The organism is Pyxidicoccus sp. M6 (assembly GCF_055568925.1).
In genome coordinates this window covers 10,612,857-10,634,514 of the sequence record NZ_CM145714.1, presented here as the reverse complement: position 1 = coordinate 10,634,514, position 21,658 = coordinate 10,612,857, and the positions used below count along the sequence as shown (strand labels likewise).

The 21,658-nt window shown below is 69.7% G+C and carries 13 protein-coding genes; 7 read left to right on the top strand and 6 right to left on the bottom strand.

Annotated features, from left to right (window positions below):
- Nucleotides 1-15: 15 nt before the first annotated feature.
- The 3 genes from ACVTJA_RS41530 to ACVTJA_RS41520 all read right to left on the bottom strand — a co-directional run bounded on the left by ACVTJA_RS41530 (nucleotide 16) and on the right by ACVTJA_RS41520 (nucleotide 9,292).
- On the bottom strand, nucleotides 16-6,477 hold the full coding sequence (locus ACVTJA_RS41530) for an RHS repeat-associated core domain-containing protein (protein WP_465828944.1): 6,462 nt from the start codon (nucleotides 6,475-6,477) through the stop codon (nucleotides 16-18).
- 87 nt (nucleotides 6,478-6,564) lie between these two features.
- Nucleotides 6,565-7,635 carry a hypothetical protein gene (locus ACVTJA_RS41525; RefSeq protein WP_465828942.1) on the bottom strand — a complete coding sequence of 357 codons (1,071 nt, stop codon included), beginning with the start codon at nucleotides 7,633-7,635 and terminating at the stop codon, nucleotides 6,565-6,567.
- A gap of 187 nt (nucleotides 7,636-7,822) precedes the next feature.
- Nucleotides 7,823-9,292 carry a pentapeptide repeat-containing protein gene (locus tag ACVTJA_RS41520; protein ID WP_465828940.1) on the bottom strand — a complete coding sequence of 490 codons (1,470 nt, stop codon included), beginning with the start codon at nucleotides 9,290-9,292 and terminating at the stop codon, nucleotides 7,823-7,825.
- 44 nt (nucleotides 9,293-9,336) lie between these two features.
- On the opposite strand from ACVTJA_RS41520, the gene ACVTJA_RS41515 reads away from it, so the two are divergent.
- Both ACVTJA_RS41515 and ACVTJA_RS41510 read left to right on the top strand, forming a co-directional pair.
- Nucleotides 9,337-10,302 carry an RluA family pseudouridine synthase gene (locus ACVTJA_RS41515; RefSeq protein WP_206725196.1) on the top strand — a complete coding sequence of 322 codons (966 nt, stop codon included), beginning with the start codon at nucleotides 9,337-9,339 and terminating at the stop codon, nucleotides 10,300-10,302.
- Nucleotides 10,303-10,326: 24 nt separating this feature from the next.
- On the top strand, nucleotides 10,327-12,900 hold the full coding sequence (locus ACVTJA_RS41510; RefSeq protein ID WP_465828938.1) for a penicillin-binding protein 1A: 2,574 nt from the start codon (nucleotides 10,327-10,329) through the stop codon (nucleotides 12,898-12,900).
- A gap of 79 nt (nucleotides 12,901-12,979) precedes the next feature.
- On the opposite strand, the gene pyrF is transcribed toward ACVTJA_RS41510, so the two are convergent.
- Together pyrF and ACVTJA_RS41500 are read right to left on the bottom strand one after the other, a co-directional pair.
- Nucleotides 12,980-13,846 (bottom strand): orotidine-5'-phosphate decarboxylase, encoded by an 867-nt coding sequence (gene pyrF, locus ACVTJA_RS41505; RefSeq protein WP_465828936.1) that lies wholly within the window; start codon nucleotides 13,844-13,846, stop codon nucleotides 12,980-12,982.
- A 25-nt stretch (nucleotides 13,847-13,871) separates the two neighbouring features.
- A complete protein-coding gene (locus ACVTJA_RS41500; protein ID WP_465828934.1) occupies nucleotides 13,872-14,633 on the bottom strand; it encodes an SDR family NAD(P)-dependent oxidoreductase in 762 nt (253 codons plus the stop codon).
- 193 nt (nucleotides 14,634-14,826) lie between these two features.
- On the opposite strand from ACVTJA_RS41500, the gene ACVTJA_RS41495 reads away from it, so the two are divergent.
- The gene (locus ACVTJA_RS41495; protein ID WP_465828932.1) at nucleotides 14,827-15,222 is read left to right on the top strand and encodes a response regulator; all 396 of its coding nucleotides are present in this window, start codon (nucleotides 14,827-14,829) and stop codon (nucleotides 15,220-15,222) included.
- Between the two features lie 8 nt (nucleotides 15,223-15,230).
- On the opposite strand, the gene ACVTJA_RS41490 is transcribed toward ACVTJA_RS41495, so the two are convergent.
- On the bottom strand, nucleotides 15,231-16,256 hold the full coding sequence (locus ACVTJA_RS41490) for a histone deacetylase family protein (protein ID WP_465828930.1): 1,026 nt from the start codon (nucleotides 16,254-16,256) through the stop codon (nucleotides 15,231-15,233).
- Nucleotides 16,257-16,372: 116 nt separating this feature from the next.
- Here ACVTJA_RS41490 and ACVTJA_RS41485 point away from each other — a divergent pair, with 116 nt between their 5' ends.
- From ACVTJA_RS41485 to tatC, 4 genes are all read left to right on the top strand, one after another.
- A complete protein-coding gene (locus ACVTJA_RS41485) occupies nucleotides 16,373-18,424 on the top strand; it encodes a methyl-accepting chemotaxis protein (protein ID WP_465828928.1) in 2,052 nt (683 codons plus the stop codon).
- 42 nt (nucleotides 18,425-18,466) lie between these two features.
- Entirely contained in the window at nucleotides 18,467-19,747 is a 1,281-nt protein-coding gene (locus ACVTJA_RS41480; RefSeq protein ID WP_465828926.1) for an MFS transporter, read from the top strand.
- A gap of 135 nt (nucleotides 19,748-19,882) precedes the next feature.
- The gene (locus ACVTJA_RS41475; RefSeq protein ID WP_465828924.1) at nucleotides 19,883-20,395 is read left to right on the top strand and encodes a Sec-independent protein translocase subunit TatA/TatB; all 513 of its coding nucleotides are present in this window, start codon (nucleotides 19,883-19,885) and stop codon (nucleotides 20,393-20,395) included.
- A 42-nt stretch (nucleotides 20,396-20,437) separates the two neighbouring features.
- Nucleotides 20,438-21,643, top strand: a complete 1,206-nt coding sequence (gene tatC, locus ACVTJA_RS41470) for a twin-arginine translocase subunit TatC (RefSeq protein WP_465828922.1) — start codon at nucleotides 20,438-20,440, stop codon at nucleotides 21,641-21,643.
- Nucleotides 21,644-21,658 lie beyond the last annotated feature (15 nt).

Below are 21,658 nucleotides of genomic sequence, written 5' to 3'. Positions count from 1 at the left end.
AAGGGTCTGCTGCGGCTAGAAGTTGGCCGACGAGAGATGCGGCCCGAAGTAGACGCCACCCTCGGACTCGAACACCGTGATGATGTAGCTGCCGTTCCCGCCTGTTGCTTCGTACTGCACGGCCCGGAAGTCACTGGGGTCGTAGCCGAGTTGTCTGAGGTCGTTGATGACGCCTTGATTCTTCACGGGTCCGATGTCGCCAATGCGTCCGGTGATAGACGCATCCTCGCCCAGGGCGGCACTGGCAGCTTCATCCAGGTCGAAGTACTCGCGACTGGAGGAGGTCGGGGCTCGCTTGGATGGAGCCGGTGGGCTGCCTCCACTGCCTCCGGACTCATTGGACATCATGAGGACGTCCAGCGCCTTGGCCCCCTTCCTGCCCGCGTCGACCACCATCACCCCGCCGACGGTCACCGAGGCGGCGCCGGCGAGCGCCAGGGGGACACCCAGCACGGCGCCGAGGCCATCCGTGGCGATGGTTCCGCCAGCGCCCGCGATGATCGCCCTCAAACCGCCCAGGATGCTGCTGAGCCCCTGGTACAGCTCGTAGAGGCTCGCGGCGCCCATGCCCACTCCAAAGCCCAGGCGCCCCTCCGTCGACATGTTCTCGGGAAGCGGCAGCATGTACCCGAAGGGCAGCAGCCCCGCGCTGACGCCCATCGTCGTGCCGGCGAAGAACTGCGTGAGCCGGTACTCAAGCAGGCTCTGCTGACCGCTGATGGGATTGATGTTGGCGGTGGGGTCGTACCTCGGGGCACGCACGATGGTCTCCATGCCCGGCGGAGGCCCCGAGCCACCCCAGCCCGAGCTCTCGTAGCCCTTCTCCTGCATGGCGCGCGGCGCGATGCGGAAGGAAACATCGTGGTAGCCCGGCATGTACTCGAAGAAGCCGCGGCCCTGCCCGATGTCCGGTGAGCGAGATTCCGCAGGGGTTCCTCCCACCATGCCTCGGGAGACCCAGCCGCCGTACCAACTGTCGTAGTACCAGATGCGCTCCGTCGCGACGAAGCCGGACGGGTCCGTGAACCTCAGCGGGTTGTTGAAGACGTAGCTGTAGCGGTTGAAGGACTGGCTGAAGAGCGGCGCCTGGACGAAGGGGTCCGGGCTGAGGAAGTGGCCCAGCTGCGGGTCATACATGCGTCCGCGCATGTTGATGAGGCGCAGCTCGTCGTCGTGCTCATGACCCGTGAAGCCGTTTCTCACCGTCCCGGACGCCGCGGTCTGCGGCACCGTCAGGTCATCCGGCCGGCGGCGCTGCCCGAAGGGCTCGTACTTCGAGCGGCCCACCACGGCGCCGGTGGCGTCCGTCACCGTCTCCACCGAGCCCAGGTGGTCCGGATGGAGATACAGCCACTGCTCCTCCACCGTCGCCCCCACCTCCTTCCATTGCACCTGCGCCACGGAGCGTCTGGCGCCCATCACCTGGAACACGTGCGTCACGGTGCCGTCCGGCGCCTGGCGCCGCTCGTACAGCCCGCCCAGGTACATCGTCACCGAGCCGTCCGAGCCCGTCTTCACCGTCCGGCGGTTGTGCGCGTCGTAGCGGAAGGACACCGCGAGGGCGCCGTCCGTCACCGACGAGGGCAGGCGGAAGCCCGTGTACTGCACCTGCCGGCCCGGAGCCTCCACCTGGTTGCCGGCGTCGTCGTAGTGGTAGGTGCCCTCGCTCGAGCCCGTCACCGCGTGCGGCCCCGCCGTCCCCGCTCCGTAGGTGTACGTGCCGGCCACGCCCGTGCCCTGCAGCACCGTGCGCGACAGCAGGTTGCCCAGGTCGTCGTAGCCGTACTCCTGCACCGACGTGCGGCAGGCCTGCGTCACCGTCCAGCGCGTCAGCCGGTCCAGCGCGTCGTAGGCGAAGTCCTCGGAGGTCTTCGACAACCGGTCGAACCGGCCGCGCAGGTTGCCGTTGGCTTCGTACGTGTAGGCCAGCCCCTGGATGGGGGTGCCGCCGGGCTGGAGCTTGGAGTCGATGAAGCGCAGCCGCCCCAGCACGTCGTAGAGACGCCGCGTCACCACGCCGTTGCCGTACGTCTCCTGGGAGAGCTGGCCCGTCGGCGTGACGGCGTCCGCGCGCCAGTGCACCCTGCCGCTGGCGCCCGGCTCCTTCACCACGTTGAGCTGGCCGCTCCAACTCGTATACCCGTACTCCACCTTCAGTCTGTGGCCATTCACGTCCGGGTAGGTCACCTGCAAGGGACGACCGTAGGTCGCGTCGTAGCCCTGCTCGAAGACATGGACCTGCGGCGCCGTGCCGCCCGGGCCGCCCACGCTCCAGGTCTCCGTGGAGGGCCGTCCCAGGGCGTCGAAGGTGTGGACCACGCTGATGTCGTCCAGCGTGGTGGTCGGGTCTCCCTTCCGCGTGCTGCCAGTCAGCCGCCCCAGCGCGTGGGCTCCCTGGTCCCACTGGAAGACGGACTCGCCATCCGGGCCGGTGAGGTGCACCACCCGGCCGAGCGCGTCGGGCTCGTACACGGTGACATCGCCGTTGCCGTCCCGCGTCTCCACGACGTCGCCGAAGGCGTTGTAGCGCGTGATGTCCTCGCCCGAGTCGGGGTCCACCTGCCGCGTGCGGCGGCCCCACCGGTCGTACTCCACCACCACCGTGTTGCCGTCGCCGTCGAGGCTGCGGCGGAGCAGCCCGAAGGGCCCGTACTCATAGGTCGTCGCCACCACGACCCCCGGCTGCTTTTCGTCCTCGCTGCGCACCGTGCGGCCGTTCGCGTCCACCAGCAGCCGGCGGACGTTGCCCTTCTCGTCGACGGTGCGGGTCCAGATGCCCTCGGGCCTGCCCTCGTAGCTCGTGATGACGGTGTTGCCGTCGGGCCTGGTCACCCGGACGCGGCGGCCCAGCAGGTCATACTGGTACGCCGTCGTCACCGGCCGCGTCCCGCCGCGCGGGTTGGGCGTGCGGACCTCCGAGAGCTGGCCCAGCCCGTTGTAGACCTGGGAGATGTCCACGAAGGTGTTCATGTCGAAGCCGCGGCTGCGACTCGACACGGCCCGTCCCAGCCGGTCATACCCCGTCCACGTCTCCTGCCCACCCGCCGTCCGCGAGTGCACCTGGAAGACCTGCCCCGGAACGTCGTCGTGCGTGTAGCTCACCGCGGTGTCCGCGTCCGTGGGGCCATCCTCCTTCCGCAGCCGGCCCCAGCCGTCGTACTTCCACTCCGTCCGCACGCCGTTCTCGTCCACGCTGGCGGCCAGCACGCCCAGGCCTGAGTGGTAGGCGTACTCCACGGTGTGGCCCGCGGCGTTCGTCATCCAGGCCGGGGTCGTCCGGTCCACCGGGTCATGTCCATAGGTGGTGATGCGCGCCGGCAACCCGGGAGCTTCGCGCTTCACCTGCGACACCACCCCGTCCGCGTCCCGCACGAAGGTGGTGGTCAGCTCCGTCTGCGGATCTCCCGTCTCGATGATTTCCCTTTCGAGCAGCCCGGTGCCGGGGGCGTACTCGAGGCGCCGTGCGCGCGTGGTGGACATGCCGCCCACCGTGCTCTCCTCCTGGACGCGTGTGGGCAGGCCCACGAGCCACGTCGACGGGGTGTTGGAGTACGTGGCGCTCCAGGTCCCCTCGTCACCGCCCAGGGTTTGCTGCGTCTTCGACAGCAGGTTCCCGTAGAGGTCGTCGTACTGCCAGGTCGTGTCCGTGGTGCGCGAGAAGCCGGAGGTGGTCGGGGCTCCCAGCGCATGGACGAGCTCCGTCTCCCTCGCGGTGGAGGGGAGCAGCGTCACCACCTGTGAGATGCCGCTCGTCCCCGGGCGAGTGGTGCTGCGGTACACCAGCGAGCGCTCGCGGACGGTGCGCCAGCCGTTGTCCACCAGTTCCATCGTCTCGTGGACCGGCTTCATGGCCCGGGGATAGTGCGTGCCCACCCTCGTCTGGTGGTCGTACTCGGTGCGCACGACGGCTCCCGTCTGCACGTCGGTGGTCACCACCGCGGCGAAGCCCAGCCACCCCCTGCCGGCGAGGTCCACCCGGCCGTCCTGGTAGAAGAACTGCTTCGCGCGCGTGGGCTGTCCCTCGCCCGCGTCCACCCGGTGCTCGGACACCACCCAGCGGCCCTTGCGGACGCACGCCCGCGGCAGGCCGCATGCCGTGCCGGGCTGGTACACCGATGAGTCACTGATGGTTTTGTAGAGGAACGTGGTGACGGCCCCCAGGCCGTCCTCGGCCCGCACCAGCAGTCCCGGCATGGGGCCCGTGCGCTTGTAGATGCGCAGCGTGCCGTTCACCACCTGGGCCATGTCCGTCATCCCGTCGCCATTCACGTCGAGCACCTGGGACAGCAGGTAGCCCGCGGGGGTGGTCCTCCCCACCGGCATGGGGGGCACATAGGGACTCAAACCGGCATCCCGGGCGAGCAGCACCACGGGGCTCTGCAGCCCCGGCCGCGCGTCCATCAGCAGCAGGTCGTCGCGCCCATCGAGGTCGTAGTCCAGGACGCGCACGCCATTGTCCTTCGACCAGGCGCTCGGCTTCGCGAAGTCCGGCAGGTTCTGCGCCACCGGCGCGGCGAAGCCGTTGCCGGTGTTGAGCAGGATTTCGATGTCGCCACCGGCCAGGGGAGAGCGGAGGGCATCCGGCAGCCCGTCGCCGTTGACGTCCGCGAACACGTATACCTTCTCGTTGACGTCGGTGCGGACGAGCGTGGTCTCCTGCTTCGTGAAGACGCCGTTGCGCTTCTCCACGGCCCAGTAGCGCTGGCCCACCGGGAAGGAGAACCCCGTCTTGTCGGTGACGAGCAGGCTCATCCGCCCGCTGGCATTCAGGTCCAGCGCGAAGCCGATGTTGTCACTCCAGAGCGAGGCATTCACTGGCAGGAAGGACTGCAGGACTCCGCCAGCGTTGGGCCGGTAGGAGAGCTGCGGCTGCCCCGTGGTCTGGTTCAACACCTGGAGGAGCTCCACGGCTCCATCTCCCTCCAGGTCCGCGAACCGTACGTCCCCGGCCTCGCCGGTGTCCTGCTGCACGAAGCCGCCGCTGCCACCCAGGTAGTTGTTGAGCTGACGCGGAGGCGGAGGGCCGCAGCTGGGCTTCTGCACGATGCTGACGTCGGTGCGGCCGTCGGCGTTGAGGTCGAACCAACGGCCGTTCTCCCCCTCCATGGGCGAGGAGCACGTGACCGGAAGCGCCAGGTCCACGGGCGCGCCGACGCCCGTGCCCGACGGCAGGGTCTTCCGCACCACCCACTTGAAGAAGGCGGCGTTATACGCGTCGTACGTACCGGTCGCCTTGCGGTACAGCAGGTCATCCCGTCCGTCGCCGTCCACGTCCGCGGGCTGGAGAATCCAGATGTCGCGGTCGCTCGAGACGCCGGCGCGGTCCGTCAGGTCGGTCGCGCCGGTGTCTATTTCAGACAGGGTGAGGCCGGGCTGGGAGTAGAGGAAGGCCAGGGGCCGCTTGCAGACCCCGCTCCCATCACACTCGCTGACGGTCCGCAGCTCGCTGCTGCCATGGAAGGTGGCCTGGACGTAGGTGAACACGTAGCTGCGCAGGAGGCCCGGCGCATCCGGCCGGGGCCCGTGCATCCTCAGCGCCTTGAGGCGCTTGCGGGTCCGGAGCTTGAAGCCGGAGACGTACTGCGTGCTCGCGTCCGGCCGGGCCTCGTACTCGAAGTAGACGAAGCGCTTCGGGGGGGCCCCGGCGCCCAGCGACGAGCCCGTGTACTCCATGCGCGTCAGCAGGTGCTCGTAGCCGGAATGGGCCGCGTCGTCCTCCACGGTGTAGTGCATGGAGAGGAAGTTGCCGCTGCGGTCCTCCACTCGCGCGAGCGCCCACGCATAGCGGTGGGCCAGCCCGTCACGCGTCGTGCTGAAGTCCGTGTCGCCTGCGGGCGCGACGCGGATTCGCTCACCCGTGAAGGTGGAGCCGTTGAGCTGGCCGTAGGTGAGGACCTTGCCGTCCTTGAGGTAGACGCGGAAGAAGGCGGGGCCCATCGCGTCCGTGTCCAGGGAGACCACCTTGGCGAAGCTGTCCATCTCGGTGCGGTACTCGGTGCCGGCGGCGCCGTAAGCGCCCTGCACCGCCACCAGGCGCTGACCGTCCAGGCAGAAGGCATCCGCTGCCGTGAAGGTGATGGGCTCCGCGGCGCCGTCCTGGAGGACCGTCCGCCTGCATCGGGTGATGCGGGACGAGCCGGACAGGGTCCAGCCCATTCCCAGCGGCCCGTTGCCCGCGTTGCCGGCGTAGCGCAGTGACAGGTCCGGCTGGATGCTGGCGCGGCCGGCGGGCACCCACAGGGGAATGGTGTAGGTGGCCTGGCCATCCGGACTCACGCCAGAGGTGCTGTCGACGTTGCCCGCGGCGTATCCGCCCTCATCGGCCTCTGTCGGAAGGAGGACCTCCGCCGGAAGGGCGAGGGGCTGGCGCTGCATCCCGGGCTCCTGCTCCCGGACCTTCTCCTGGGGGGCATTGCCCGGGCCACAGGCGCCGAAGACCCAGGCGGACACCACCATCGCTGCGAGCAGCCGCTTCATCGCACTTCCTCCAGATTTCCAAAGGGGGAGCCCCCGCGCCTTCCGCGCGCCAGTGGGCATGAGTTCCAGGGTGACGGACGCGGCGCTTCAGTCCGCGGGGTTGATGCAGGCAGGACTGCTCTCGAGGCGGCAGACCTCGCCCTCGTCGATGCCGTCGTCGCAGTCGTCGTCCTCGCCGTTGCACGTCTCCGGCGGCCCCACGCAGGCGCCCCACCGGTTGTCGAGCCAGACGCCGCCATTGGTGGGCCGGACCTCGCACACCTGGTTCACCCCCGGGCACTCCCCCACGGAGTTCGTGCAGGGACGCGTCATGCTGCCCGTTCCTCCGCCGGGGACGTTGTCCACGACGCCGTCGAGGTCGTCGTCACAGGAGTTGCAGTCCTCGGCGCGGGCCGAGGCGGGTTGGCACGGGCCTGAGCTTCCATCCGCGCGGCACTCCGCCGTCGAGCCGGGGCAGGAGGCCGTCAGCTCCGAGCACGCGCGGCGCGTTCCTGCCTGGTACCTGCACGTGTACTGGCCGCTGACGCACGTCTCCACGCCCCCGCAGCCGGACGGGCTGGTGCACGCGTTGCGCGTCAGGTTCTCGTCGACGAGCCCATCCGCGTCGTCGTCGCAGTTGTTGCACGTCTCCGCGCCCACATTGCACAGCGGCGCCACGGAGCAATTCGAGGCGCAGGCCCGGGTGCCGGCCTTGTTGCCGCAGCCCTGGCAGGCCACGGTGCCGCCACAACCCGAGCACGCGCTCCACACACCGGAGGTGCACGTCCGCATCCCCGCCTGACTGCACGCGTTCGGATTGCAGGACTCCGTCAGGGGCGCGACGTTGGTCCCATTCCAACTGTTGTCGACGAAGCCGTCCCCGTTGTCGTCGCAGTTGTTGCAGACCTCTGGGCCGACGTTGCAGCCGGTGACCTGGCAGGACTCGGTACAGGCCCTGACGCCCGCCTGGCCGCCGCACCCGGTGCAGGCCACGGTGGCGGTGGCATCGCATCCGAGCCCTTCATAGCCGCCGTCGACGCACATCTTCCGCGACACGCAGCCGTTGGGGAGCTTCGTGGAGACGATTTCTCCGTCCTTGCACATGGCAGACGCCTCGCGCGGGAGCAGCCCGACGGCCAGGACGGAGAGGAGGAGGAACAGCGGGTGCGCTCGGGACATGGACGGGGCGCCTTCTGGAATGGCCATGGACCGGAGGAACTCTCCGGGACCTGGCGCACACCCGTACCAGGGGGGAGTGATGGGAACGTGACGGGCCGTGGGAGCCCCCGGAAACACCACGGGGCCGCCAGGCCCGGAAGCGTCTCCGAGCACAGCGGCCCCGCGGGCCTCGCCATTCACTCAGACGTCAGACGTCCGGCGACTGGACGATGAGCTTCTCCTTGCCGCAGACGTCACAGCGCACGTGGACGAAGAGGTCGTCGTCGCTCTCCTCGGGCACCTCGCCCTCGGGCACGCCGAGCTCCGCCTTCGCCAGCGCGGCCGCCTTCGTCGGGATGTCCTGCGCCTTCAGCGCCTGGACGTACGTCATCTCCCGGTCATGGCACTCGCGCGTCTCCGGGCCGTTGATCCACGCGGGCTCCATGCCCTCCGGCAGCCGGCTCACCAGCTCCAGGTTGGACACGGACTCGGCCAGGTACGCCAGCCGCCGCAGCCGCGCCTCCTCCGGCAGCGCCGCGAAGACCTGGAAGCCCTCGAACAGCGCGTTGCGGTCCTCGCCCGTCGCCGCCTGCGCCAGCTCCATCGCCTGGTCGCTCGACTCCAGCGCCTCCTCCCAGTTGTTCTCCGGGTTGAAGCCCGCCTCGAGCAGCGACGTGTAGAGCTGCGTGGCCGCCAGCCGGCGCCGCGCCTCCTGCAGGTGCTCCACCACCTCGTGCACCAGCCGCAGCTCCAGCAGCGCGCCCGTGGTGCGCGGGTCGATGGAGCCCGTCAGGTCATCCACCTCCACCTCTTCCCGCAGCGCCGCCTTCAGCACCTGCGCCGCCGAGAAGCGCGCCAGCGGCAGCACGCCCACCTCGCGCAGGTACATGGCCGCCACGGAAGCGTCCTTCGCGCCCATGCGCACCGCCTTCTGCGCGCGCTCCACCACCGCCGGGTCCGCCGCCGGCTTCTTGTTCTCCAGCCGCGTCTTCACCGCCTCGCGGTACAGCGTCTCCAGCGAGCTGCCCGGGGGCAGCCGCTGCGGCAGGAGCGGGCGCAGGCCCGGCACGTCCAGCACCCACAGCGGCGGCATGGCCATGCGCTTGAGCGCGCGGAAGAAGAGCGAGCCCGGCGGGTCCTGCGGCCGGAAGGGCGGCAGCTCGTCGCCGCTCGGCTCACCACCCTGCATGACGGCGGCCGCCTGCACGCCCAGCGCCTTCTCGCGCTGCTCACGGGTGAACGCGGTGATGCCCTGGGCCGGCGGAGGCGGCGGAGGCGGGGCCTCCTCGCCGTCCAGGCCGACGACGCGGTCCATGTCCACGTCGTCCATCTCCACTTCTTCCAGGCCCTTGGCGCCCGTGAAGTCGCAGCGCAGGAGCTTCAACTTCTCGAAGGTGGCGCCTTCCAGGTTGGCACCGCGGAAGTCGCAGTCCTGGAGTCGGCCGCCGTGGAAGTAGGCGTTGGACAGGTCCGCGTCCCGGAAGTTGACCTTGGACAGGTCGCACCGCTCCCACTCGGAGCCGACGAGGCCCAGGCCGGAGAGGTCCGTGTTGGCGGAGAACAGTTGGCTGAAGGTGGCGCCGGTATGGTCGGAAGGAACCTGACCGGACTTGCGCATCCGGTTCCATTCCGCCGAGCCACTCTGAAGAAGCTTCTCGATACTGGGGGCTTTCGCCATGGACCGGGGATTATTCGTGTGGTCTGGTCCGTGCGCCAGCACAAATGATCGAGTACCGAATCGAAGCCGACACCGCCGGGATGCGGCTGGACAAGCACCTGCGCAAGAGGCTCCCCAATGTTCCGGTGAGCCACCTGTTCAAGATGATTCGCACCAAGAAGGTGCGGGTGAACGGGAAACGTGCCCAGCCTGAGCAGTTGCTAGCCGAGGGAGACGTGCTCACCATCCGCGGCGACGCAGACCAACTCACGGCCGACGACCGTCCAAAATCGGACCGTCCAAAGCCCCCGCCCCCGCCGGTGGACCCCAGCCGGCTCGTCATTCTGAAGGAGGACGACTGGCTCATGGCCGTGGACAAGCCCAGCGGTATGGCCGTCCATACCGGCAGCGGCATCACCGGCGGAACGCTGGTGGACTACGTCCGCGCCTACCTGGGCCCCAAGGCCGTCCGCAACGACTTCGCCGCGTCCCCCGCCCACCGGTTGGACCGCGAGACGTCCGGCGTCATCCTGGTCGCCAAGCGCCGCCCGGCGATGGTCCACTTCACCGAGGTCTTCACCGAGGGCCTGTCGAAGAAGCGGTACCTCACCCTGGTGAAGGGGCGGATGCCCAAGGATTCCGGCGTCATCGACCTGCCCCTCTCGGAGCACCAGCAGACGGCCGAGTCCAAGGCCCGTCGCGGGGTGAACATGCAGGAGGCCCTCACCCGGTGGAAGGTCGTCAAGCAATCGGGCGACGCAGCGCTCCTGTCCTGCTCCATCGAGACGGGGCGCACCCATCAGATAAGAAGGCATCTGGCCGCTATCGGACACCCGGTGGCGGGCGACAAGAAATACGGTGACTTCGCCTTCAACCGCGACGTGCGGGCGCGCTGGGGGCTCAAGAGGCTGTTCCTGCACGCCGAGCGCATTGAATTCCCGCATCCCGATGGCGGTGCGAAGGTGGCCGTGGAGGCCCCCCTCCCACCGGAATTGAGGGACGTGCTCAAGCGGGCCGCACTGGTGCCCTGAAGCCCGCAAGGTTCCGAAACGCGTATGGCCGACCCCAAGACTCCTGACCGCAGCCGCTCGAAGCTGGTGCTCGACGGCGTCCCTCACGGGCGCTGGTGGAAGTTCCTCCTGAAGGCCGCTGCGTGGCTGACGCTCACCGGTGCCACCGCGGCCGCCGTGGCCGTGACGGTCATCTACTACAAGTACTCCGAGGGGCTGCCCGCCATCCCCAAGGTGGACGAGTACTGGCCGCCCATCGTCACCGAGGTCTACACCGACGACGCGGTGCTGGCCGGCGAGTTCTACAACGAGCGCCGCAAGGTGGTGCCGTACGAGCGCATCCCCAAGCGGCTCGTGCAGGCCTTCATCGCCAGCGAGGACTCCAGCTTCTTCGACCACTTCGGCGTGGACGTGCTGGGCACCGCGCGCGCCGGCTTCAAGACGGTGGCGTCCAAGCTGGGCCTGCGCTCCGGCGGCGTGCAGGGTGGCTCCACCCTCACGCAGCAGACGGCGAAGGCCGTGCTCATCTCCGCGGAGGGCTACAAGAGCGCCACCGCGAAGACGCTCACCCGCAAGATTCGCGAGGCCATCCTCGCCTTCCGGCTGGAGCAGGCGCTGACGAAGGAAGAGATTCTCTACCTCTACCTGAACAACGTCTTCCTCGGGCACCACAGCTACGGCGTGCAGAGCGCGGCGGAGAACTACTACCGCAAGGACGTGCGCGACTTGACGCTGGGGGAGATGACGCTCATCGCCGGCCTGCCGCAGGCGCCCAGCCGCTACTCGCCCTTCCTGCGTCCGGAGGCCGCGCGCAAGCGCCGCTCGTACGTGCTGCGCCGCATGCTCGACGAGGGCATGATTTCGCAGGCCGAGCACGACGCCGCCAACGCCGAGCCGGTGAAGGTGTACCCGGTGGAGGACGTCTTCCACGAGTTCGCCCCGTTCTTCGTGGAGCAGGTGCGCAAGGACGTGGTGGACCGGTACGGCAACCCCGTGCTGCTGAAGGAGGGCCTCAAGGTCTTCACCACCATGGACAGCGAGCGCCAGCGCGCCGCGCAGGACGCGGTGCTGGACGGCCTGCTCTCCGTGGACAAGCGCCAGGGCTGGCGCGGGCCGGTGCAGCAGCTCGCGAAGGCGGAGGACATCAAGGCCTTCATCGACCGCGCGAAGAAGGCCATGGGCAAGCAGGAGCTGGTGGAGAACCGGCTCTACGTCGGCGTCGTCACCGCGATTGACTCGGACGGCAAGGGCGCGGACGTGCAGGTGGGGCCGTACCCGGGCCGGCTGCCGCTGCTGGGCATGCGCTGGGCGCGCAAGGTGAACCCGGAGGGCTACTACCCGGCGATGATGATTACGTCGGTGAAGAAGGCCATCGCCGTGGGCGACGTCATCGTCCTGCGCCACGTGACGAAGAAGGACCTCACCGACGACAAGGAGCAGTGGGACAAGAAGCTGGCCGAGGAGATTCCGGACGAGGGCGTGACGCTCTTCCGCCTGGAGCAGACGCCCGAGGCGCAGAGCGCGCTCGTCTCCATCGACCCCCACCGCCAGTACCTCACCGCCATGGTGGGCGGGTACGACTTCGACGACAACGAGTTCAACCGTGCGTTCCAGGCCTGCCGCCAGCCGGGCAGCTCCTTCAAGCCCTTCGTCTACTCGGCGGCGCTGGAGCAACTCAACTGGACGGAAGCCACCGTCATCGTCGACTCGCCGATTGTCGAGCACGACCCGGACAACAAGGTGTCGTGGAAGCCGGAGAACTACAGCGAGGAGTTCGTGGGCGACGTGCTGCTGCGCACCGCGCTCGTCAACTCCATGAACATCCCCGCGGTGAAGACGTTCGCCGCGGTGGGCGTGAAGAACATGGCCGCGTGGAGCCAGAAGCTGGGCCTGTCCACGCCCATGAACATGGACTTCTCCGCGGCGCTCGGCTCGTCGTGCGTGTACCCGGTGGACCTGGCCAACGCGTACGCGACGTTCAACCGCTACGGCCGCAAGAAGCCCACGTACTTCATCCGCAAGGTGGAGGACCGCTGGGGCCGCACGCTGGAGGACCACACCGCCTTCGACGACCCGTGGGCCCCGCTGCAGGACCGCGTGGCCGCCGGCTACGCGCGCCTCTTCGAGCCGGGCGAGCAGGTGATGAGCCCCGAGACGGGCTTCATCCTCACGCACCTCCTGCGCGGCGTGGTGCTCCAGGGCACCGGCGGCCCGGCCACGAGGCTGGGCAAGCCCGCCGCGGGCAAGACGGGCACCACCAACGACTCGTTCGACGCGTGGTTCGCCGCGTACACGCGAGACCTCGTGACGGTGGCGTGGGTGGGCTACGACTTGAACCCGCACCCGCTGGGCCGCTACGAGACGGGCGGCCGCGCGGCGCTGCCCATCTGGCTCAACTACATGAAGCGCGCCCTGGAGGGCCGGCCGCAGGGCGAGTTCTACCCGTGGCAGTCCATGGACCTGGTGCGGCTCTACATCGACAAGAAGACGGGCAAGATTGCCCCGCCCGGCGCCAAGGGCGCGGAGCTGATGTTCTTCAAGAAAGGGACGGAGCCCAAGGACGCCGTGCCCGACAAGAACCAGGTCGACGTGGACCAGTTCATGATGGGCGCGCAGTAGTCCGGCGTCGAAGCGGAATCATGCGAGGCCCCGCGGCCCCTCTCGGGAGGGCGCGGGGCCTTCGTGTTTCGCGAGGGGCTCAGCGCTTCGCGCCGTCGCGGAAGCGGCGCGCGGGCTCGAGGTGTCGCTCCAGCGCGTCGCGCAGGCGGGCCTTGTCGGGGCCTGCTTCCAGCACGGAGCGCGTGGCGGTGGGCACCACCTGCAGCTCGCGCCCGGCGAACAGGCGCTTCAGGTCATCGAAGCCCGCGCCCTGCGCGCCGATGCCCGGCGTGAGCATCAGCGTGCCGCCCAGCCGCTCCACCACGCCCCTGTCGCTGTCGGGCAGGGTGGCGCCCATGACGGCGCCCACCACCGGTGGCGCGCCCGTGCCGGGCTTCTCATTGTACGCGCGGATGTCGTCCGCCAGCGCCTCCGCCACCGTGCGGCCGTCGCTTCCCTTCGACGTCTGGAGGGACGTGCCCTCGGGGTTGGACGAGCGCACCACGATGAAGGCGAAGGCATTGGCCGCGCGAGCCAGGTCCAGCGTCTTCACCAGCGCGCCGAAGCCCAGGTACGCGGTGAAGGTGGCGGCGTCCACGTGGTACGCGCTGTCCGGCCCGAAGAGGCTCTGCGCGTACGCGTCCATGGTGGAGCCGATGTCACCGCGCTTCACGTCCAGCAGCGTGAGGGCGCCGGCCTGCTTGAAGCGCTTCATCACGTGCTGGAGCACCTTCAGGCCGTCGGGCCCGTGCCGCTCGAAGAAGGCGCTCTGCGGCTTCACCAGCGCCACCGTGTCCCCGGCGGCGTCGGCCAGCCGGTCGCAGAACTCGCGCAGGCCCTGGGCGGTGTCCGGCAGCCCCCAGCGGGTGAGCAAATCCTTCGACGGGTCGATGCCGAGACAGAACGGCGAGCGTTGGTCCGCGAGCGCGTTGAAGTTGGAGACGAACGGTGGAGCAAAGGTCGTCATCGGGCTTTCTCCGGGCGGAAAGGCGTCAGCGCAGCCGGCGCGCGGCGGCGTCGAAGAGGGGATTGGGCAGCACCTTCGCGAGGCGCGTGGGCAGCGCGAGCTGCCAGGGGAAGGACAGCTCCGTGTCGCCGCGGAGGATGCCCTTGCCCATCAGCTCCACGGCGGCGTCCGTCTCCATGAGGAAGGGCATGGGGAAGTCGTTCTTCGCCGTCAGCTCGCTCTTCACGAAGCCGGGGTAGACGCAGGTGACGCGCACGCCGGTGCCGGCGAGGTCCACGCGCAGGCTCTCCATGAACGTCGCGAGGAAGGCCTTGGACGCGGAGTAGGCCGCGTGGCCCGCCAGCCCCCGGTACGCCGCGAGGCTGGAGATGCCCACCACGTGCCCGCGCCGCCGCTCCACCATCCGCGGCAGCACGGCCGTCAGCGTGGCGGCGGCGCCGGTGACGTTGGTGTCGATGATGCTCCGGACCTTCTCCCACTGCATGCGCTTGCCGTTCGTGACGCCGCCCACGCCCGCGTTGGCCACGACCAGGTCCAGGCCGCTGCACTCGCCGTCGAGCTCGCGGATGCGCTCCATCGCCGCCTCGGCCTGGTTGACGTCCAGTTCCAGGGGCTCCACGGTGGCGCCCGCCGCCTGGGCCTCGGCGGACAGGGCCTCGAGCTGGGGCAGCCGCCGTCCGGCGGCGAACACGCGCAGGCCGCGCTTGGCCAGCCACAGCGCCAGCCCGCGTCCCAGGCCGCTCGACGCCCCCGTCACCAGCGCCGTCCGGTAGCTCATCTCCGCCATGCAGTGCTCCTCCGTGCGTCTGGCTTCTCGCACGGTTGGACGCGAGGGGGGACACAAATGTCGCGGGACGTGTGGACTGGCGGGCGGGCGTCCAGCCCCAGGGGGCCACGGACGTGTCCGGGGGCTGCGTCGCCAGGCCGATGGCATGTGGGCCTGCCCGTCCGCACCTTATGGTCTCCGGGGAGGACGGGGCATGACGCCATGGAACAGCGTGATGGCGGTGGATGACGACGCCGACATCCTGCTCGCCTTCAAGGACGTGCTGGAGATGGAGGGCTACAGCGTGCTGCTCGCCCGCAGCGGGCGCGAGGCGCTGGAGCTCCTGCGGCGTGGCGCGCGCCCGGCCGTCATCCTGCTCGATTTGATGATGCCGGACATCAGCGGCTGGGAGTTCCGCGAGCTGCAGCTCGCCGACGCCACGCTCGCCTCCCTCCCCGTGGTGGTGGTCTCCGGCCAGGGGGTGAGCGCGCGGGACGTCGCCGCGCTCGGCGTGTCCGGGTACCTCAAGAAGCCGGTGGACCTGGACCAGCTGCTGGGCACCGTGGAGCGCTACGTGCGGCGCCCGCAGGCGCAGCCGCAGCATGCGTGACAGGGCCGCTACAGCACGGACCAGTACGGCTTCAGCGCGTCGCGACTGGCATTCAGCGCGTGCTTCGCGTCCGCGTGCGTGGGCCGGGTGGGGAATGAGTCCTTCCGCCCGGCGAGCACCTCCACGCAGGCGTGCACGGACTGGGACAGCCCCTCCAGCGAGTAGCCTCCCTCCAAGAGCAGCACGAGCCGGCCGTCACACACGCGCTCGGCCATGGACTTCACCGCCGAGCACATCGCCGCGAAGCCGCGCTCGGTGAGGTCCATGCCTCCAATCGGGTCGTGCTGGTGCGCGTCGAAGCCGGCGGACACCAGCACGAGCTGCGGCCGGTACGCCTCGGCCACGGGGAGGAACAGCTCCTCGAACAACATCCCGTAGTCCGCGTCCGAGTTGCCCCCGGGCAGGCCGATGTTGAGGGTGTAGCCCTCGCCCTCGCCCACGCCGACCTCGGGCGCCGCGCCCGTGCCGGGGTAGTACGGGTACTGGTGCACGGACTGGTACATGACGTCGCGCCGGCCCCAGAACGCCGCCTGCGTGCCGTTGCCGTGGTGCACGTCCCAGTCGAGCACCAGGACACGCTCCGCGCCCAGCCTGCGCCCGGCCTCCGCGGCGACGGCCACGTTGTTGAAGAGGCAGAAGCCCATGGCCCGGCCCGGCTCGGCGTGGTGCCCCGGCGGCCGCACCAGCGCGAAGGCATTGCTGGCCTGGCCCTTCATCACCGCCTCCACCGCCTGCACCGACGCACCCGCCGCCAGTCGCGCCGCGTCCACGCTGTCCGGCGACACCTGCGTGTCCGGGTCGATTTGCGCCGGGTGCCCGCTCAGGCGGTCCAGGTAGGCGAGCAGCTCCGGGGTGTGCACCGACGCCAGCTCCGCGTCCGTGGCCGAGCGGGGCGACGCCATCAGCGTGCCCGCCACCGGCGTGCTCGCCAGCACGCCCAGCACGCGCTGCAGCCGCGCGGGGGACTCCGGGTGGCCCTGGCCCGGGTCATGCCTCTGGAAGAGCGGGTCGGTCAGCAGCAGGGTAGCGGTCATCACGTAGAACCTTACGCATCCAGGCACGGGGAAGTCAGGTCCCCACCGGGCGGAGGGGCGGGGTGGGGGCCCCGGTTCTTGCCCTGCCGGTGATTCAGTCCCTACAGTGCCCGGGCTTGACTGCCCGCTTCAAGAAACCCGGCCTGCGAAGCCTGCTGCTCGGCTCCTTCGCCCTGGTGCTCGCCCTCATCCTCGGGACGCTCTTCTTCGTCGTCCCGTCGCGGGTGGAGGCCTATCTCGAGGGTCGCCTGCTGAAGCACGGCGAGGACAAGGCCGAGCAGATTGCCCGGGTGCTGGCCGCCCAGTCCGACACGGGCTCGTCCACCGGCCTGGGAGACCTGCACGGAGGCGACGACGACTTCGCGGTGCTCGGTGTCGTCGCCGCGGATGGCCGGATTGTCATCACCCACCCCGCGCCGCCCCCGCCCTGGTTCGAGCAGGAGCTCCGGGCCCGCTCGCCGGGCGCGCCGCTGGACGGCTTCCGCTTCTCCAATGGAGACAGGGCCGTGGCCCGCCCGGTGTCGTTGCGCGAGAGCGGCATGGGGCAGTCGCTGGTGGTGGTGGACTTCACCGGGCTGGACTCCATGGTGTCCTCGCTGCGCCACGTGGTGCTGCTGGCCTTCGGCATCGGCCTGGCGCTGTTCCTGGTGGTGGCCTTCTTCCTCTCCCGCGCGTTCATCCTCGTGCCGCTGGACGCGATGATGAGCATGGCGCGCCGGCTGGCGGAGGCGGACCTCACCGGCCGCGTGGACGTGAGCACCGAGGACGAGCTGGGCAAGCTCGCCGAGGCGCTCAACCGCATTGCCCAGAGCTGGCGCGACACGCTGGGCCGCGTGCGCGGCGTGTCGGACGTGGTGGCGGGCGTCATCGAGCAGATTCACCGCACCGGCACCACCGTGTCCTCCGGCGCGAGCACCGTGCAGGCCCGCGTGGAGGAGACGTCCTCCTCCATGGTGGAGATGATGGCCTCGCTGCGCGGCATCGCCGAGAACGTCGAGGTCCTCTACCAGAGCGCCGAGGAGAGCAGCTCCTCCATCATGGAGATGGCCGCCACCAACGACGAGGTGGCGGAGAACGTCCAGGCCATGGCCGCCAGCGTGGAGGAGACCACCAGCGCCATTGAAGAGATGACGTTCTCCATCAAGGAGGTGGCCAAGAACATCCAGGAGCTGTCCGCCTCCACGGAGGAGACGTCCTCGGCCATCAGCCAGATGGACGCGGCGATTGGTCAGGTGGAGACCAACGCGAAGGAGACGGCCCGCCTGTCCGAGCAGGTCTTCGAGGACGCGAAGACGGGCGTGGAGTCCCTGCGCAAGACGCTCACCGGCATCGACCGCATCAAGGAGACGAGCCGCACGGCCGCGGGCGTCATCGACAGCCTGGGCCGGCGCATCTCCGAGGTTGGCAACATCCTCAACGTCATCGACGACGTGGCGGAGCAGACGAACCTGCTCGCGCTCAACGCGGCCATCATCGCCGCGCAGGCCGGCGAGCACGGCAAGGGCTTCGCGGTGGTGGCGGAGGAAATCAAGGACCTGGCCGAGCGCACCGGCGCGTCCACCAAGGAGATTGCCGAGCTCATCCGCAGCATCCAGGAGGAGAGCCGCAACGCCGTCGTCGTCATGAACCAGGGCGTGCGCAACGTGGAGGAGGGCGTTCAGCTCGGCCGCGAGGCGGAAGGGGCGCTGCGCAAAATCAACGAGAGCACGGAGAAGTCCACGCAGATGGTGAAGGCCATTGCCCGCGCCACCGTGGAGCAGGCGCGCGGCAGCAAGCAGGTGACGGCCTCCATCCACCGCATCAGCGAGACGGTGTCGCAGATTTCCAAGGCCTCCAACGAGCAGGCCAAGGGCGGCGAACAAATCATGAAGAGCGCGGAGAAGATGAAGGCGCTCACCGCCCACGTGCAGCGCAGCAGCCAGGAGCAGGCGCACGGCAGCAAGCAGATTACGCGCTCGATTGAGAGCATCAACGAGATGGTGACGCACCTCAACCGCGCCCAGAAGGAGCAGACCAAGGGCAGCGAGCAGGTGCTCAAGGCGGTGGAGACCATCAAGGGCGTGTCCGAGCACCAGACCCGCTCGGTGCGTCAATTGGAGGAGGCCATCGACAACCTCCAGCGGCAGGCGGAAATCCTCCGTGCCGAGGTGCGTCGTTTCCGCGTGTAGACGTGCGCGGCGCGTGGGAATGGCTTAGAGAAGAGGCCGTACATGGCCACTCAAAGTCAGGTCTCCGAGCGCGCGGTGGTGTTCCTCATCGGCGCGGTCCAGTTCGTCAACATCCTGGACTTCGTGATGGTGATGCCGCTGGGGCCGGACTTCGCGAAGGGGCTGGGCATCGCCGCCTCGCACATCGGCACCATCGGCGGCGCGTACACGGCGGCGGCGAGCGTGGCGGGGCTCGTGGGCGGCTACTTCCTGGACCGCTATGACAGGCGCAAGGCGCTGGCGGTGTCCATGCTGGGGCTGGTGCTGTCCACCGCGGTGGGCGGGCTCGCCACGGGGCTGTACACGCTGCTCCTGGCGCGCGTGGCGGCCGGCATCTTCGGTGGGCCGGCCACGTCGCTGTCGCTGTCCATCATCGCGGACCTGGTGCCGGTGGAGCGGCGGGGACGCGCGCTGGGCGCGGTGATGGGGGCCTTCTCCATCGCATCGATTGCTGGCGTGCCCATGGCCCTGTGGCTGGCGGAGTGGGGCAGCTGGCGCACGCCCTTCCTGGTGGTGGCGGTGCTGGGGCTGCTCGTGGCGGCGGGCGCCATCTTCTACCTGCCCGCGGTGCGCGGCCACCTGGACTCGGGCCGGCCGGTGCACACGGTGGGCGTGCGGGAGTTGCTCTCGCGCGGCGACGTGCAGCTCTCCTACGTCATGACGGCGCTGGTGATGATGGCCAGCTTCGTCATGGTCCCCAACATCTCCGCCTACGTGCAGAAGAACCTGGGCTACCCGCGTGAGAGCCTCGGCTTCGCGTACTTCGTGGGCGGGCTGGTGAGCTTCGTCACGCTGCGCGTGTCGGGCCCGCTGGTGGACCGGCATGGCGCCTTCGTCGTGGGCTCGGTGGGCTCGGCGCTGGCGGTGGTGTCCACGTACATCGGCTTCGTGCACTACCCACAGTGGCTGCCGGTGCCGGTGCTCTTCATGGCCTTCATGCTGTCCATGGGCATGCGCAACGTGGCCTACAACACGCTCACCTCGCGGGTGCCCGAGAATCCGGTGCGCGCGCGCTTCATGTCGCTGCAGTCCGCCATCCAGCACATGGCCGCCGCGGTGGGCGCCTTCGTCAGCGTGCAGCTGTTGACGGACCTGCCGGACGGCACCCTGGGGGGCATGACGAAGGTGGCCGGGTTCTCCATCGCCCTCGCCCTCCTGGTGCCGCCGATGATGCGGACGGTGGAGCACCGGGTGCGCGCCCGGGAGCAGGCCCGGGCCCTGGCCGTGGCGCCGGCCAAGGGGGGCGCCGTCCCGCTGTCCCCCGAGGCCTCTCCCCACTCGTGATGGGGCTTTTTGCCCCGCCTGCCCGCCTGCCACCCTCCCACGGTGTCGGGCGGACGCATGGAAGCGACGAGCGGTTGCGCCGGCCCGTCCGGGGCGCGATAACCCGGGCTGCTTTTCCCGGGAGCGCGTCAGGACATGTTCAACATCGGCGCAGGCGAGATGGTGCTCATCGCGGTGGCCGCGCTGCTCATTCTCGGGCCGAAGCGGCTGCCCGAGCTGGCACGTGGCATCGGCAAGTTCATGCGGGAGTTCCGCCGCCAGACGGACGAGGTGCGCAACGTCGTGGAGCGGGAGTTCTACACCATGGACCAGGACGTCTCCGCGCCCACGCCGCCCGTGCGCCCCGGGTCGTCCTTCTCCAACACGCCGCCCCCTTCCTCGGTGAGCCTGCCCGAGGCCCCCGTCCTTCCTCCCGATGCCGCGAATGCGAGCCCGGTGGCCCCGGCCCCGGACGCCGCCGCGCCGGCCCCCGCCCCGGGGACGACGACGCAGGTGCTGGAACTGGACGCGTCCGGGCCCCGTCCGGCGGAGCCCTCCTTCCTGCGCGAGGCCCCGCAGGCCCCCGCGGCCGAGCCGGTGGCACTCACCCCTGATACGCCGGTCCCCGTCCCCGGCACGGTGGCGCGCAACGCGCCGAAACGGAGCTGAGCCCTGAGCCCCCCGCCCGTCTCCCCGGAGCCCGAGCTGCGCATGAGCCTGATGGAGCACCTCGCGGAGCTCCGCTCGCGCCTGTTCAAGTGCACCATCGCGGTGTTGGTGCTGGGCGCCGTTTCGCTCGTCTTCGCCCGGCCCATCTTCGGCCTGCTGATGCGGCCGGTGCTGGACGCGCTCCCCGAGGGCAACCGCGCGCTCATCTACACGTCCGGCATCGAGGAAATTAACGTCCTCATGAAGGTGGGCGTGTACTGCGGCATCTTCCTCACCACGCCCGTCATCCTGCTTCAAATCTGGGGCTTCGTATCGCCGGGGCTGTACCCGGAGGAGCGCCGGTTCGCCGCGCCCTTCGTGGCGTTCGGCTCCATCGCCTTCATCCTCGGCGCGAGCTTCTGCTACTTCGCGGTGCTGCCCTCCATGTTCAAGTTCCTCCTCAACGAGGAGGAGACGCTGGCGCTGGAGCAGCGGCTGGACACGGCCCAGTTGCGCGCGGAGGACGTGCTGCGCTTTTTGCGCGTGGGTGACGCCGAGCGGGCGGGCTCGCTCGCGAAGGAGACCAACGAGCTGTTGCGGGCGACCGGCGAGGGCCAGGTGACCGAGCCCAAGCAGGCGCCCGCGGGGGGCGTGGAGCTGCGCTCCCGGCTGGACGCGCTGGGGCGGCTCCTGGACTCCGCCTCGGAGGGGTTCGGTACCCAGGCGCGCGGCGTGCTGAAGCAGGCCGTGGAGAAGCGCGTGGAGGCGGTGAGCGCGTTCGGCAAGCAGGACTACGTGGCGGCGGCGGCGGCCATGGACAGCGCGGTCAGCCTGGTGGGCGGCGCGGCGCCTACGCACTCGGAAGAGCTGCAGGAGGTGTGGAGGCTGGAGAAGGAGCTGGCGTCCGGCATCGCCCAGCACGAGGCCGCGAGGTGGACGCGGCCCATGCTGAGCATGGACGAGCAGCTCTCGCTGGTGCTGCTGCTCATCCTCGCCTTTGGCATCATCTTCGAGCTGCCGCTGGTGATGGCGCTCCTGGGCGTGGTGGGCGTGGTTCAGTCGCGATGGCTCTTCAAGTACCAGCGCCATGCCTTCGTGGTGTGCCTCATCGCCGCGGCCATCATCACCCCCACGGGCGACGTGGTGAATCTGTCGCTGATGGCGGGCCCCATGCTGGCCTGCTACGAGCTGGGCGTGCTGCTGGTGTGGCTGGTGGAGCGGCGGCGCGCGCGCAACGCGGCGGCAACCGAAATCACCCCGGCGTCCTAGTCGTCCCCGTCCTCG

What these genes read in the sequence shown, in the direction of transcription:
- ACVTJA_RS41530 (WP_465828944.1), bottom strand. Translation starts at nt 6,477, where the DNA reads ATGAAGCGGCTGCTCGCAGCGATGGTGGTGTCCGCCTGGGTCTTCGGC.
- ACVTJA_RS41525 (WP_465828942.1), bottom strand. Translation starts at nt 7,635, where the DNA reads ATGTCCCGAGCGCACCCGCTGTTCCTCCTCCTCTCCGTCCTGGCCGTC.
- ACVTJA_RS41520 (WP_465828940.1), bottom strand. Translation starts at nt 9,292, where the DNA reads ATGGCGAAAGCCCCCAGTATCGAGAAGCTTCTTCAGAGTGGCTCGGCG.
- ACVTJA_RS41515 (WP_206725196.1), top strand. Translation starts at nt 9,337, where the DNA reads ATGATCGAGTACCGAATCGAAGCCGACACCGCCGGGATGCGGCTGGAC.
- ACVTJA_RS41510 (WP_465828938.1), top strand. Translation starts at nt 10,327, where the DNA reads ATGGCCGACCCCAAGACTCCTGACCGCAGCCGCTCGAAGCTGGTGCTC.
- pyrF (WP_465828936.1), bottom strand. Translation starts at nt 13,846, where the DNA reads ATGACGACCTTTGCTCCACCGTTCGTCTCCAACTTCAACGCGCTCGCG.
- ACVTJA_RS41500 (WP_465828934.1), bottom strand. Translation starts at nt 14,633, where the DNA reads ATGGCGGAGATGAGCTACCGGACGGCGCTGGTGACGGGGGCGTCGAGC.
- ACVTJA_RS41495 (WP_465828932.1), top strand. Translation starts at nt 14,827, where the DNA reads ATGACGCCATGGAACAGCGTGATGGCGGTGGATGACGACGCCGACATC.
- ACVTJA_RS41490 (WP_465828930.1), bottom strand. Translation starts at nt 16,256, where the DNA reads ATGACCGCTACCCTGCTGCTGACCGACCCGCTCTTCCAGAGGCATGAC.
- ACVTJA_RS41480 (WP_465828926.1), top strand. Translation starts at nt 18,467, where the DNA reads ATGGCCACTCAAAGTCAGGTCTCCGAGCGCGCGGTGGTGTTCCTCATC.
- ACVTJA_RS41475 (WP_465828924.1), top strand. Translation starts at nt 19,883, where the DNA reads ATGTTCAACATCGGCGCAGGCGAGATGGTGCTCATCGCGGTGGCCGCG.
- tatC (WP_465828922.1), top strand. Translation starts at nt 20,438, where the DNA reads ATGAGCCTGATGGAGCACCTCGCGGAGCTCCGCTCGCGCCTGTTCAAG.